Source organism: Bacteroidia bacterium (assembly GCA_033391075.1).
Lineage (GTDB): Bacteria > Bacteroidota > Bacteroidia > J057 > J057 > JAWPMV01.
Window position 1 is genome coordinate 4,452,489 of the sequence record JAWPMV010000001.1, and the last position, 14,388, is coordinate 4,466,876.

General features: G+C 40.5%; 14 protein-coding genes. 8 read left to right on the forward strand and 6 right to left on the reverse strand.

All coding sequences use genetic code 11. The annotated features are described in order from the left end of the window. Positions 1-11 precede the first annotated feature (11 nt). Both R8P61_17680 and R8P61_17685 read left to right on the forward strand, forming a co-directional pair. The gene (locus R8P61_17680) at positions 12-515 is read left to right on the forward strand and encodes a hypothetical protein (GenBank protein ID MDW3648904.1); all 504 of its coding nucleotides are present in this window, start codon (positions 12-14) and stop codon (positions 513-515) included. A gap of 220 nt (positions 516-735) precedes the next feature. Further along, positions 736-1,701, forward strand: a complete 966-nt coding sequence (locus R8P61_17685; GenBank protein ID MDW3648905.1) for an oxidoreductase — start codon at positions 736-738, stop codon at positions 1,699-1,701. Positions 1,702-1,789: 88 nt separating this feature from the next. On the opposite strand, the gene R8P61_17690 is transcribed toward R8P61_17685, so the two are convergent. The 4 genes from R8P61_17690 to R8P61_17705 are packed head-to-tail and all read right to left on the reverse strand — an operon-like array spanning position 1,790 to position 4,664. Continuing rightward, a complete protein-coding gene (locus tag R8P61_17690) occupies positions 1,790-2,458 on the reverse strand; it encodes a response regulator transcription factor (GenBank protein ID MDW3648906.1) in 669 nt (222 codons plus the stop codon). Between the two features lie 3 nt (positions 2,459-2,461). Next, positions 2,462-3,250: a histidine kinase gene (locus tag R8P61_17695; GenBank protein ID MDW3648907.1), complete on the reverse strand. Its 789-nt coding sequence runs from the start codon at positions 3,248-3,250 to the stop codon at positions 2,462-2,464. Further along, the gene (locus tag R8P61_17700) at positions 3,229-3,870 is read right to left on the reverse strand and encodes a hypothetical protein (GenBank protein ID MDW3648908.1); all 642 of its coding nucleotides are present in this window, start codon (positions 3,868-3,870) and stop codon (positions 3,229-3,231) included. Before R8P61_17700 ends, R8P61_17695 begins: the two co-directional genes overlap by 22 nt. Before the next feature lie 29 nt (positions 3,871-3,899). Then, on the reverse strand, positions 3,900-4,664 hold the full coding sequence (locus R8P61_17705) for a hypothetical protein (GenBank protein ID MDW3648909.1): 765 nt from the start codon (positions 4,662-4,664) through the stop codon (positions 3,900-3,902). A gap of 389 nt (positions 4,665-5,053) precedes the next feature. On the opposite strand from R8P61_17705, the gene R8P61_17710 reads away from it, so the two are divergent. Further along, complete coding sequence (locus R8P61_17710; GenBank protein MDW3648910.1) at positions 5,054-6,640, forward strand: MAC/perforin domain-containing protein; 1,587 nt, start codon at positions 5,054-5,056, stop codon at positions 6,638-6,640. Positions 6,641-6,804: 164 nt separating this feature from the next. After that, a complete protein-coding gene (locus R8P61_17715; protein MDW3648911.1) occupies positions 6,805-7,116 on the forward strand; it encodes a hypothetical protein in 312 nt (103 codons plus the stop codon). A 56-nt stretch (positions 7,117-7,172) separates the two neighbouring features. Here R8P61_17715 and R8P61_17720 read toward each other — a convergent pair whose 3' ends face one another. Both R8P61_17720 and R8P61_17725 read right to left on the reverse strand, forming a co-directional pair. Beyond that, positions 7,173-8,717 carry a carboxylesterase family protein gene (locus tag R8P61_17720; protein ID MDW3648912.1) on the reverse strand — a complete coding sequence of 515 codons (1,545 nt, stop codon included), beginning with the start codon at positions 8,715-8,717 and terminating at the stop codon, positions 7,173-7,175. 146 nt (positions 8,718-8,863) lie between these two features. Next, positions 8,864-9,898 (reverse strand): alpha/beta hydrolase, encoded by a 1,035-nt coding sequence (locus tag R8P61_17725; protein ID MDW3648913.1) that lies wholly within the window; start codon positions 9,896-9,898, stop codon positions 8,864-8,866. A 341-nt stretch (positions 9,899-10,239) separates the two neighbouring features. On the opposite strand from R8P61_17725, the gene R8P61_17730 reads away from it, so the two are divergent. The 4 genes from R8P61_17730 to R8P61_17745 all read left to right on the forward strand — a co-directional run bounded on the left by R8P61_17730 (position 10,240) and on the right by R8P61_17745 (position 14,356). Continuing rightward, positions 10,240-10,962 (forward strand): hypothetical protein, encoded by a 723-nt coding sequence (locus R8P61_17730; protein ID MDW3648914.1) that lies wholly within the window; start codon positions 10,240-10,242, stop codon positions 10,960-10,962. Positions 10,963-11,277: 315 nt separating this feature from the next. Next, positions 11,278-13,029 (forward strand): hypothetical protein, encoded by a 1,752-nt coding sequence (locus R8P61_17735; GenBank protein MDW3648915.1) that lies wholly within the window; start codon positions 11,278-11,280, stop codon positions 13,027-13,029. 181 nt (positions 13,030-13,210) lie between these two features. After that, entirely contained in the window at positions 13,211-13,906 is a 696-nt protein-coding gene (locus tag R8P61_17740) for a YafY family protein (protein ID MDW3648916.1), read from the forward strand. Between the two features lie 81 nt (positions 13,907-13,987). Further along, positions 13,988-14,356 (forward strand): nuclear transport factor 2 family protein, encoded by a 369-nt coding sequence (locus R8P61_17745; GenBank protein ID MDW3648917.1) that lies wholly within the window; start codon positions 13,988-13,990, stop codon positions 14,354-14,356. Positions 14,357-14,388: the final 32 nt, after the last annotated feature.

A 14,388-nucleotide genomic window follows, 5' to 3' on the forward strand; every position in this document is an offset into this window, starting at 1 on the left:
CAAAAAAGCTCATGAAATTTACTGTTTCCGTCAACACCCTCTACGAATGCTCCCTGGAAAGAGCTTTCAAAACCCCTATGCTATGCGATGTCTCCAAAGTTCATACTGGATATGGGATCATGCCGAAAGTTACCCATAGTACGGAAGATGAAAATTGGGGAAAAGTGGGACAAAGCAAGAAGGTTCACGTAGCCAAATCTCTCAGCCAAAAAGGAGGATGGGCCTCTAATGATACCGTTCTCGAAAGAGTGGAAAACAAGTATTGGAAGATTCAGGTAGATGAATTCCAATCCTGGATGTTGGGCTTTTATAAATTTGTCGGACTTTGGGAAACGGAAGAATTGGAACCCAATAAAATCGCCATCACCTATACCTATGATTTGTATTCAGAAAGTCCCTTCTTTTATCCTTTCAACTGGATATTTGCCCGGACTTTCTGGAAAACCTATATGAAAAGGGTATTGGAGAATATCAGAGAGATGGCCTATCAGGAAGAGCCCTATTTATATGAGTGAACAATAAATAGCAAAACTAATCAGAATCAAAAGTCATCTAGGCTGCCACTGTCTATCGAATGAAACGCTCTCGAACTGCCACAGTCATGGGTTTTTACTAGTTTATCTTCTCAGCACTTATTCGGTGATTTGTATTCAACTATCCTGAAAATGTATGCATAAGTTGGGCTAAGCTTTTGCATCTTGAAGGTAAATCATAAAAAACAAAGAATACCCTCTTATGAGTTCACAACAAACAGCCCTCGATTCGCCTTTCGGATATCGCTCAAGTGCCAAAGAAGTCGTAGCAGATGTTGATCTGAGTGGAAAAACCGCAGTGGTTACTGGCGGATATTCCGGAATCGGTACAGAAACAGTCCGTGCCCTTGCCGGAGCCGGAGCAAAAGTAATTGTGCCTGCCCGTCGTCCGGAGGTAGCCAAAGAAAATCTGGCAGATATAGAAGGTACTGTCTCAGTCCTGGCTTTGGATTTGGGAAAACCTGATTCTATAGATGCATTTGTTAAGGAGGTCTCAGAGCAAAATGATGAGATTCATCTCCTCATCAACAATGCTGCCATCATGGCCAATCCCTTGACCCGAGATGATAGAGGATATGAAAGTCAGTTTGCTACCAATCATCTGGGCCATTTTCAATTGACTGCAGGTCTTTGGCCCTTATTGGAGAAGGCTGAAAATGCCCGCGTTGTAGCTCTTTCTTCCTCTGCACACAGGATCAATGGTATCGACCTGGATGATCCTAATTTTGACAAAAGAGAGTATGATAAATGGACCGCTTATGGACAGGCAAAGTCTGCAAATGCCCTCTTTGCCCTTAAACTGGACAAACTTGGCGAACCCAAAGGCGTAAGAGCTTTCGCAGTAGATCCTGGCGGCATCAAAACGCCATTGCAAAGACATCTGACCATGGAAGAACAAATTGCGATGGGATGGTATGACAAGGATGGAAATCCTCATGAAATGTTCAAGACCATCGAACAAGGCGCTTCGACCACCGTTTGGGCAGCGACCTCACCCCAGCTAGAAGACAAAGGAGGAGTCTTCTGTGCCAATTGTAATATCTCAGAGCCCTGGAAAGAGGGAGATATGCCCTTTATGGGCGTGCATGCACATGTGCGGGATGAAAAACTGGCCGATGATCTCTGGGCAAAATCTGAAGAATTGATTGGGCGAAAATTCCCGGCTTAGAAAAGGAGAAGAATCAAGTATTTGGATTGAAATATTATCCCGATACTTGATACTCTTTTTGATCAAGCATGAGCTGGTATTATCTTCTTTATATTTCAGAAAGGGAAATCAGATTGAGCTTCAAGGCTTTTACAATCATACCTGCAGTGTTTTTTACGCCCAGAATTTGAAGTAAACTTGATCGATGTCCTTCTACCGTCCTAAGACTGATAAAAAGACTATCAGCTATTTCCTGGCTGCTCTTTCCTTTAATAATCTCTTCCAGAACCTCTCGTTCCCTTCTGGATAATTTGGGAGCTGTCGAAAGACTAGGATCCGGCTTTGAATTTCCTGTCAGATTACTGAGCATAGCCAGACCGACAAGGTCTGAGAAGTAAAAATCTTTCTCTGCAACCTCAAGCAAAGCTTTTTGCAGTTCTTCCCATTTAGCTGATTTCAGCACGTATCCGTTTGCTCCCTGTTTCATCATATGCTGAATCAAAGGTGCATCCTCGTGCATAGTCAGGATCAGGATTTTAATCTCCGGATACAAAGCTTTGACCTTGCCACAGGTCTCCATTCCATCCATTTCTGGCATTTCAAGGTCTAATAAGATCACATCAGCCTCCCCTCCTCTTTCTAATAATTCCAACAACTCCGCCCCATTTGAAGCCTGTAAAACAACCTTCATATCTGTATTGGAACTAATCATCATCTCTATTCCTTGCCGAAATAAAGGATGATCATCAACCAGGCCTATTTTCAAAGATGTTTCCATAATTTATTTCGTAAGCTGAGGGATTCCAATTTTGAAAACCACCCCGCCCTCTTCAGGATGTTGAATTTTCAGAGATCCTTTCAAAAGGGAAAGCCTACTTTCAATATTCTTAATCCCTAATCCAGATTCCTTTGAATTATCCGTAAGCTTCATTCCTACACCATTATCTATATATATCAAGTGCAGGCCTACTTCACTGCTACCTAAGCTAATTTGAATAAGGTCCGCATCTGCATGTTTTAGAGTGTTGGTAATCAATTCCTGCGTAATCCGATATATATGCAAGGCCTGCTCAGGAGGCATTTCTGAAAGATTGCCATAGCCAAATGTTACCTTGTGGCCTGCGTTCTTTCTTACAACATCACAAAGGCCTTCTATTGCCTCGGGCAAACCCAATTGATTCAAAACGGTAGGTACCAAATCCCTAGCGATGATGCCCAGGCTTTTAATCGACTCGCTCAATACTTCATCAGCTTTATCCATCCATTCCGTCTCCTTTTCAGAAGCTTTTTGTTGGGTTTGCTGGATGTACAATCTGGCTGTGGCAAGCATGGAACCTATATCATCATGTAAGTCTCGTCCTATCCGCTCTCTTTCGGCTTCCTGAGCGTCAAGCACGGACTGTAAGAGTTCTTCCTGATATTGACTTCGCTCTTCTTCTATCTTCTTCTGCTGGCTGAGAAGTTTTCTTTGATAGAGGACAACAAAGCCTATGATGGCTACTGCCAGTCCAAACATACCTAGTATGCCTCCAATCAAAAATTGTAGTTCTATTCCTTCACTTTCAGCCATAAACCTATTCCAAATAAAAGGTAATGGATGATATTGATTACAGAATGAAGCATATAAATGATCTCAATAAGTCTATCAGATTTCTCTGCGATCAAGTGGTTCATTCCTAACACAATTATGCTCCCTGAGTAATACAATAAAATACTGCTATTGATCCAAAACTCAGGACTCTTTTCCAGGCTCTTAAGCTTCATTTCATCTAAAATCCGGTAAAAAAAAGCTAAAGAAAAGATCATAAGCAGAACTCCTCCAACTAATAATGCATTTGAATTTACCGTATCAAACTTTTGGAAAAAAAAAGTATTGACAGCGGAAAAAAGTACGTAAGCCCAGATAATAACATCCAGCAATTGTGATTTCCACCAATTTATAAGCCATATTTTATAAATATGCCCCAGGATGATAAACTCCAGGGGCATATAAATATGATATATAAACAGATTGTTTTCTCTATTCAGAAAATACAAGAAAGCAATGAATTGGACGATAAAAGCCAGCCCCATAAGAATAAGGAGTAATCTTCTATCCTTTCCCAGGCCTTTCACAGCATATAATCCGATTCCCAGAGGCACAATAGGAATAAAAGCAGAAATTACAAATAAGGGATGGACAGCTATCATGGCTATTCTTATACTTATTGATTTTCAGTCTAATTACAGAGCGGAGGACAAGGCGTTGCGAATTCGAAATAGAGATTATCAGCTGAATTTAATGCTCTGCTTCGTGATTTCGATTCCTCCTGATTCGAAAAGAAATGTAAAACGGGAGCAAAAGAAGGCAAGCCAAAACTGTCATCATTGTGATTTACTCCCAGATGGAAAATGATATAGTTAAAATTTTCCCCAATAGCTCTCATCTTTTCTATATCTGTGCTGTCGTATTGGTAGAATTTCACCCTTTGTCTTTCAATGGGTTTTAACTGTTTACCCATTTTCGCTGCTCCCTGCTCATTTGGATCCTTAATAGACTCAAACTGATCTACCATAAAACCCGGGTGGAGATACATCCAATTCGTTACAAGTTGAGATTTCAATTCCTCAGATATTTGTCCCTCAATTACAAGCGGAGGATCTTCCTTAAACGGATAGTATCTCTTCTCTTTCCCTTCATTATTGAGAGGTTCAAATGTCAAAACAGGCTCTAAAATGGGTACAAATCGAGAGGTCCCATTTTCTTTGTGCTCCACTGACATATGGATGTGTATAGAAGTTAAGCGATCTTGAATTAGCTCCAACCATTCATCTTTAGAAAGATAAAATTTACTTCGTCTAAGTAGGTACTCCTCTTTATTGGATTCATCGATACTTTCGGTATGGAAACAATCAGGCAATTCAGCGCATTTGCACATCCTCCATGCCTTCGTCCATTTATCGAAAGTTTTCTGATCGATTGTTCGTTTATCGTTTTCTATCATGGCATAATATATTAGGTTATAATATGAGGGTTATCTCTTCTTGGCTTTTGATAAAAGTACTTCTTATCCAATCTGGTTTCCAAAAAGGGCAAACAATGGCAAAATCAATAACCCTCTGACTATCAAATCGTTTAGCCAATTTCCCTTTATAAAACCAGGTGTTTCCACTTATTAAATCAGGTGGTACCCCTTCATCCTATATTTCCCTGCTACCACGCTTACCTAGCGACTCAATAAATCCCAAATTTGAACTATTCGGTAAAGAAAATTAACCGATACAATAAAATAACAAATTATCGGCTTTTTCCAGCCCTGTCAAATCAAGCTATTATAAAAATAACTAGCTCGGATTCTGATAAGGCCAAAAAGCTTACCCTAAATCAGAAAATATGAAAACGACTAAAGCAACAGAAAAAACATTAACTCAATCCAGGTTTTTCCTGGATTGGACAAAGGCTGAACTTGGAACAGGTTATAGACTCTTGGATTATGAGTTTACCTCAAACATGGCCATTACAGAGGAAAGTTTGCAAACAGCAATGGAAGAAAAGTCAAATCCTAAGAGCAATGAATTCGAATTTGAAATTAAGGTTTTTAAGTCTGAGGAAGAGATGATCCAGCAATTAGACCTAGAGGCATCTGCGAAAGCTGCGGCTTGGGGTGCCCAAATGCAGGGAAAGGCTTCCTGGTTCAAAAAGAACAGGTTTTCAAAAACTTCTTTAGTAGTAATGATTAGTGTTAAACAGGTTTTAGGTACGAAAAATCTAGCAATAGACCATTTAAATCTAAAAAAGGAGGCTTTGGAAAAGATGAAGGATAGCTTTGAAAAGTTTTATGAGAAATATGGTAGTCATTTCGTAGGAATGATAGAATATGGAGGAGAACTGAATTTATTTGCAAAGACTGAATTCACAACTGAAAAGTCCCAGCAAGAAGCCTCTGCCAGCATAAAAGCCAGTGCTAAAAAAGTAGAAGGAGAGGGAAAATTCTCTTCGGCTTTTTCAAAGGAATTACAATCCTACGGTTTACATCTTACAGGATATGGGAAAGGAGGCTCGCTGGAAGGAATGAATCCTTCTGCTAGTGCTGATGAATGGAATAAGTGGATGTTCAATACATGGATTAAAACTATTGAAGAAAAACCAGCCATACTTCGATCAGAACTCCGAGAACTAGCAAGTATAGATAATGCACTTGATAATTATAAACAGGAGCTTCGTCGGCCTATTTACCATACAAATTTACTTGTTAATTCGCTTTCTGCATACGAGAAAGTGAATAGAGATCTAATCTACCTAATAGAAGATGGGGAGAAATTTATTCCAGCTCCTTCAGTCCTGGATCAAATCAAGGGGGAACAACAGAAAGCGAAGCTAGCTATAGATGCGCTTAAGGAATATCGAGTATGTGAAACCTCTGCTTTAAATCGGGAAAAGCCTGAAGTGGTTTTGAAAGGACATGCGAAGCCTGAAGAGCTTGAAGACACTTTTAAGAAATTCTACAAAAACGTTAAAAACAATCGCCCCATTCGCGAAAGAGACCCCTTTTATTTACAATCAACCGGAAGAGAGGGTTCCTATTTCTTTGGGGCGCCTGTTGGAAACTTAGGGGGGGATGAAATTATGCTCGCAAATAGCAATCATAAATCGAGTGCCATTGCAATAGAATTTCGTGGGGAAGTAAAGCATGGTGGAAGAGTAAATATCTGTCTCGCTCATCCCATCAAAGGAAAACAGTATCTCACTATAGGCAGTATAGGGAATTGGATAAGAGTAAAGAAGAAAGCAGGCCAAAAAGGTAGTTGGATTATCAGCAAGAAGAATCAGGATGATGAACACATTAGATACGGAGATAGGATAAGAATTGTAAATCCTGAACAACAGAATCTCACCATAAAGCGGGCGAAAGATTGGGGCAAATTTTATTTAACAGCTAAAACACATCAGAACCACTTTATCCTCATCCATAAAATTTAAGATAAGGAAGAGGTTTTTCGATGGAAGTCTCAAACTTATCTGATAATCTATGATTTGCTTCTTGAGTTGATAGCCTCTTTCAGCTATTAGGTTCGACTCATTTCCGAGTCCAGGCCTTTGGTCGTTAAGATCGCATTCTTTTTTTAACCATATAACAAATTGTCATGGAACATGTATTTGGAAACATTAATGCAAATGGGACAGCTGAGTCCAAAAGTTCAACTTTGCTTACAGTAGTTCACGATGATATTGGGGAGTATACCCTTGTATTTCAAGAAGGTATCTTTTCGGATTTGCCGGCATGTGCAGCTAGCCAAAATTACCCCGGATGGCATGATTTTACTTCAAGCGGAGGATATACCCTGGACAATGTAACAATTGTAGCCATTTCTAAAGAGAAGGTAAAATTAAAAACAGGTGCCTCTGATGGAGCTCCTGCTGACAGAAATTTCTCTTTCATCGCCATTGGAAATTAAGCAAGCTCTCTCTTTAGAAATAAAAAGCTTAAGTAGGGAAAAGCAAGATCCCTTTTTTATCGGGGAGATTCGTCTCCCCGATTTCTATTTCCCAACAATTCCTCTAATACGTCCAGTCTCTTTTTCAACAAGTCCTTCCCCAAAGAAACCTCATCCCCAAATTCCAGATAGTTTTCATCATCTATCCGAAAAGGCTTCCATTCCTCTTCATTTTTTTCAAAATCAGCTTTCGCAAAATCCAACCACAATCGAGACATCCTGCCCGAAAGTTCATAATCCCATTTCTCATACATATCAGAATTGGGAACCTGATCCAGTATACCAAAGGCATAAGGAATTTCAACTGCATGAAAGGCACCCAGAAAGGCTTTTTGTCTGGTATTAGGTTCCCGGCTAAAGTAGTATTGATAAACGGGCTGATCAGTCTTTGCTGCGGCTCTGGCCCAACGTCTGATTTGCACCCCAAATACCCAATCGCCCCAATGATCCAGATGAGAGTGAAGGATGTCTGCATCTGTTTTTGCAGGATAGATTTGCGAGAAGTGTTCCCATTGGTCCGGATATCGCTTTTCAATCATTTCTTTATAGGAAGATAGCTTTCGGGGCAAAGTTTTGAGATTCACAAAACCCGACCACTCCCGAGAAGTGAGGCCCAGCAGCAAAGGGACTTGATTATGAGTAGCTGCTTCAAATATCTCTTTTACTGTCATAGGCAAAGCATATCCATCGACAACAAAATCCGATCTAAATACTGTATCCGTGGCAAAGGCAGCTGCCACCAATTCCTCTGCGGAAGTATCTCTAAGTTCCTCCAAATTCTTTGCGCCCATTTCCTTCATAAACTTCTCCCCCATTTCCTCAGCTGGAATTTTAGGATGAACTTTTTCTCGCAAATGCCTTTCCCCATAAAAGCTGGCCCCGCTCTGCCCAATGGCCCGATGAAAAAGGCCTTTCGCCAGAGGACTGGCCATGAGGGTATTTACACTCCAGCTTCCTGCTGATTGTCCAAAAATGCAGACCTGCTCTCTATCGCCTCCAAAGTGATGGATGTTTTCCTGTACCCATTCTAAGGCAGCTATCTGATCGAGCAAGGCATAATTACCGGAAATGCCCTGATCGGATTCTGCACTCAGTTCGGGATGAGCCAGAAAGCCCAATATCCCGACCCGATAATTGATGCTTAGCATCACAACCCCTTCTTTTGCCAGTTGACTTCCATTATAAAAAGGCAAACAAGCCGAACCCCGTTCCAGATTTCCTCCATGTATCCAAAGCATGACCGGAAGCTTGGCAGAAGGGTCCAGAGAAGAAGTCCAGACATTGAGATACAAACAGTCCTCAGATTGTTGTCGAGGGGATATACGGTAGATAGAAGTTTTGGGATATTCTGCCTGTGGGCATACCGGTCCAAAATCCTGGCAAATCTTCGGCTTTGCCCAGGGCAGCAATTTTTGCGGAGGCTTCCAGCGAAGACTACCGATAGGTGGTTTGGCATACGGAATGCCTTTGAAAACGACAAGGTTTTCTTTTCGATATCCAATGATAGGACCTCCTTCCAGCAGTAGGGAAATAGCTTCTTTTTCTTCGCCAGGTAAATTCATGGATAGAAGATAGTTAAGCGAAGGATATCAGGCAAAAGAAGATAATTGGGACTGGAAAAATTCCGGATACGTAATACCTGCTTGCATCACAGTAGAGCTAAGGAATAAGCTTGACTCGGAGTAAGTCTTTTTCATTTTGTTCTAAGCTAATACCCCAATTCCTTAAGAACCTGAAAGACCTCTTTACAAATTATTTCCGCATTCTCTTTTCGGGTAAAAATGCTCACATGATTTCCACTTATTTCAATGCTTTTCCCATGTGTGGAAAGATCTGCATAGTCCTTATGCTTGCCATATAGCTGTATTCTTTCCCTGACTTTAGCATCATAGGCCTTTCTCCATTCAGTATCTGCAGGAACGGCATGAAAAGCTCTGATGGGCAATGAACCAAAGTCTTCAACTTTACCCGAACGCTCCAGGGTGACATAGTAGTATTCGGTTTCCTTCTTGAAAGCTCTGAATGTTTTTCCAGTCTGAAACTGATCCTTGATTCTTTGGTTCATTTCGTCCGGGAGACCTTCACCATAATAGGGCGTAGTAAAAAGTTTATCATAGAGCGAGAAGACACCCAAATCACATAATATAGCTTGAGCTTCTATAGAGGCTAAATATCCTTTGTACTTGAAGGAGCTTTGCTTGGGAGCATTATAACGGACAACATGATCCGGATGGGTAGCATCCAGAAAAAACATAGCTTCGACCTCATCCGGATATAATTCGGTAAATACGCGGATCTGAGGTCCGCCTGTCGAATGTCCCATCATGAGATAAGGCGGAGATTCCCCTGCTTTCTCCAAAAGGCTATGTAAGCGGCGAGCAACCGTTTCAGGATCGCGTGGAGAAATAATTTCATCACTATGATTTATGCCTATTCTGTCATACCGAATAACTCTCAAGCTATCTTTAAGACCTTCGCTTAACCAGTGATAAAACTCAGTCGTTAAGCCTCCTCCGCCTTCAATCACCAAAGTAGGCTTTTCACTTTCCTCTCCCGTACGAAGGATATGTAGTTGATAGCCATCCATATCAATCATTTCTCCCAGTGGTTCAAGGGTATCTGGCATAATCAATCGATAGCCTAAACCTGCTACTATGATCAACAATAAAAAGGAAATCAAGGATACACTCATCCATTTGATGAGTTTTTTCATCCAGCTCAAAACTTTTCTAAAAAAATTCATTCTTCAGTATTTCTAAAAGGGACATCTTAAAGGCTGACATACTCCATCAAGTATCATTTCTTCAGCTTTTATTCTAGGTTTTCATTCAAACATAATTCTCACAGCCTCACGGGCCTATTTATATTGACCAAGGGAGCCAAAATGCCTATACACGACCTATATAAGGACTTGAAGGAAGTTGGAGGACAAAAGGATGCTGTTCGGCATCAAATAAGATGAATTGGTCAATAAGTAAGCGTATAAAAAGCCTCCATACGAATGGGAGTAATAGCAATGAAAAGCTGGGAAAGTCCCATATTTTTTCCCTTAATTTTCTCCCATTTAGTTGGCTAAATTGGGAAATGAAAAATCAGATCCTATTAATCACAGGAATTCTCTGTTGCCTTTTTAGCTGTTCGCCGAAAATCAGCTCCGACATAATAGATCCTTCTGATTCCCTTTCAGAAGCAGAGGTCATCCATGTGTATGAAGTAGAAGAGGATATTCCACAGAATTCCGAGTTTAAAGGAAAGCTAGAAATAGGAGAAATAGGACTGACGAAGAATTGTAACTATGATCTCCTAATTGCAGAGGCCAAAAAGCTTGCAAGAAGGTCGGGTGCCAATCTAGTCAAAATGATAGAGGTGAAATCTCCGGGTCTTGTCAGTACCTGTCCTAGAATAAAAGCAGAATTATACAGAAATGATGAGATCGAAACTTATGGGAGTCTGGAGGGTGATACAGCCTATGCCCTCATTCATTTCTATCGACCCAAAAATTTCTTTGGAAGCGCCATAAAGTTTAAGATTTACAGTAAACAGGGAGAGTTGATCGGAGCTTTGCAAAACAACTCGAAATTCAGTCTTAAAATGATAGATTTTGGAGATCAGATATTTTGGTCTCCCAAAGTTGGTAGAGACTCCCTTCATATAGATATTGAAAAAGGAAAAGAGTATTTCATCAAGTGTAAAATGGCACATACCTTCACAAGCAACTTCAAACAGATGGAACTGATCCGGGCTAAAAAAGGCAAGCAGGAAGTTAATAGCATTAAATCAGAAGCTCAACTCAGGGCTTCATATTAGACTTCCCATTCTTCCATTTACAGATTTTTCAAAAAAATTCTCCTGTCAAAAGAGAAAACCACATCTCATCCCCACTATAGACCAAAGGCCTTTACATATATCTTTTTCAGATAATTCAGGAAAAGATTTTACTACGCAAAAAGACTGCGCACATCAGCCCTAATCTTGTAGGGTAAGGCAAATTCAGGCATAGGAAGTTCCTATATTTTTCTTGGACAAAATTACTTCCCGCCAGAATCTTATTTAAAATAATAGGTACAGGGAGTTCCTATATTTTCCAAAACTTACTCCTCACTTATTTAATTGTAATAAGACATGAAAACACTAAAATTATTCAATGCTGTCATCAACAAAGAATCAAAAGGAGAACTTCATGTTTCCGAAAAGGGATACATCATTGAGCCAGGTGCTTTGTGGGCAAAAAAGAAGATCGCCAGCTTTTACAAAAGAGAAAAACTGGATGGATATGGTTTAAACAAAAGCTTTCATAAATCCTGGAAAAAAATACGGAATAGCAGCAGAAAAGAATTACTCCTCGAGCAAATCGAGCACTATATATCCACCTATGGAAGCGATTTTGAGGATGAAGTCTACATTCCAAGTGAAGTACTCAAGCTTCCAGATGTCAAACTTGTCTTCAAAATTGTCATGGCTTATTCCGAAGAAGAAATGACTGAAAAATGTCTGAACTTATTGCAATCCGGAATAGCCCTGAAAGAGGAAACCATCAATGATGTTTTGTCTATTCTGGAGGACGAGCTTTCCTATACATTTACCGGAGAAGAAAACATCAAAAACAAGGAAGCGGTTGTTAAGATTGCAGATCTGTACGGCATCCTTCCAACAGATACCCTGGAGTTTTTCCGCTACATCATTTACAAAGCTACGGATGATTCTTTGCTCATTAAAAGTGAGGAAGTGATTGAGGCGATCAAGCAATCTCCATTCAACCCAGCCGCTCAGTTCGAGCAGTTTGGTTTGGAGAAATTAGCTCAAATTTTCAATCGCTTTAAGCCCTTGTTTTTGGCCTTTAAACCCAAATGTGCCAGAACCATCAATAGGCTTTCAAAGCTTTCCAAGATTCATCACAAGCCTTTAGTTTCTAATCCTTTAAACCTGGCTACCAGCATTACTTTGACAGAAAAGGATAGACATTGGTTAGATAATGCGCCCCCCTTTGCACTGTTTAGAGCTATATCCGCATGTCATGCCCGGATGCAAGGTCAAGATGCCTTTGCGTATCGGATCAGAAATGGAAAATCTTTTGTAAAGAGGAATAAGACTTCCGGAGTCGTATGGGGAAATTATTTTTTCTTGATGGAGTATTGCAAAAGCAGATTTGACCTACAGGGGAAGAAATACTTTTTGCCCCATGAGGTAGAATTTGCCCTCCCAACTTCAGAGAAAATGTTTGTGGGAAATATTCCTACCGGAAGCAAGTTTTTCGGTAAGTCCCTGGCTGTAGGTATTTATTGGGAAAATAAGTGGGGAGCCCATGATCTGGATTTGTCTGGATTGAATATTGGTGGAAAAGTTGGATGGAATTCCAGCTATCAGCAAGGCAAGGGAAATTTGATGTATTCCGGAGATATGACGGATGCCTCAAATGGGGCAGTTGAGTATTTGTATGCACAATATAGCCTTAGCGAACCGACCCTGGTAAAAAACAATGTTTATTCCGGTGCAGGAAATTGTGAGTATAAGATCATAGTCGGAAAAGGAGATGCTGTGGATTATGATTTCATGATGAATCCGGAAAAACTATTTATGGAAGCCAAGTGTCAATCTGTTCAGAGACAAAGTATTTTGGGATTACTTATACCTGAAAAAGCCAGGCAATGCTTTGTCCTCCTCAACTTCGGAGCAGGTACGAGTAGAGTTTCTGGTAGTTCAGAAATTTCAATAACCGCAACCCAGGCCTTGTACCAACAATGGAGCAATCCATTTACATTTAGAGACATGATCCTGGAATTAGGAGGGGAAATTGTAGGCAAAGTAGAAGAAGCAGACCATAATTTTTCCCTGAACGCTTTGCAAAAGGATAGTTTCATCCGGGCATTTGCCTAATATTCAGGATAAATCACAATGCAGAAAGCCCTATGTTCTATTAGCGCATAGGGCATTTCCTTTACTCAAGCATAAGGGAAATGAGGCTTGAGCCGAGAGGACTCCAAAGCCTTAAAAAAAATGACCTACCCCTGACAGCATATGTCATATCAGCTTCATAGATTTGTATAAATAAAAAATCATGAACCACCTCTCAAGGCTACTATCCATTTTGACCATCTTGAAATCAAAACGGATCATAACAGGTACTGAGCTGGCCAAGAAATTTGAGGTTAGCCTTCGCACCATTTACCGGGACATCAAAAAGCTGGAAGAATCCGGGGTTCCCATTATCACGATTGAAGGTAGGGGCTATTCGATTATGGATGGCTATGTGGTGGCTCCTATTATGTTTGATGAAATGGAAGTAAATGCCTTGATCACGGCAGAGCAACTCATTGCCAAAACCAATGATGATTCCCTCATCAAACATTTTGAACGAACCCTGGAAAAAATAAAATCTGTCTTCAGGAGCACTTTGCAAATGCAGGGAGAGTTTTTAAGTAGTAAAATGCTGGTGCTAAACCACAAGAAAGACCAGGTCAAATCTTCCTCTCTCTCCTATATGCAGATGGCTATAATAAATTTCAGAGTTGTAGATATCGTTTACCAGGCCAAGGAGAAAGAAAAGACCCAAAGAAAAATAGAACCTCTGGCAATTTATAGTTACAATGACAAATGGATTCTGATTGCCTGGTGCCGTTTGCGTATGGATTACCGTGCCTTTAGGCTGGACAGGATCCATCATTTCAAAATCCTTGAAGAGGTCTTTGAAGATCGGAATTTTGAGCTCGGAGATTATTTCATGACTTGCTCAGAAATTAATTTCAACCCCTGACATGATCTGTCATAGGGGGCTTGTATATTTGCTTTATATCCACACATTAATTCTAATTTTTTACTCAACAAATATTCACTTATGACTACACAAGAAGTAGCAAACAAATGGGCAGAATACTGCCGCACAGGACAATGGGACAAAGCCCAGGGAGAACTATATGGACAAAACTGCGTGAGCCTCGAAATGGAAGGCGCAGAAGGATTTCCAGCAAGAGTTGAAGGCATGGAAGCCATCAGCCAGAAAGGACAAGCATGGAATGAAATGATGGAAGAATTCCACGGCATAGAAATCGAAGGTCCTATCGTAGCGGGCGATCATTTCACAGCCACTATGAAAATGGACATCACCCCCAAAGGCCAGGAAAGAAGAGTGGACGAAGAAGTAGCCGTATTTCGAGTAAAAGATGGCAAAATCGTATCCGAACAATTCTTTTATCCCTTAGGCTAATCGATCAAAGCGCAAATGCCGGACGAGTGGCA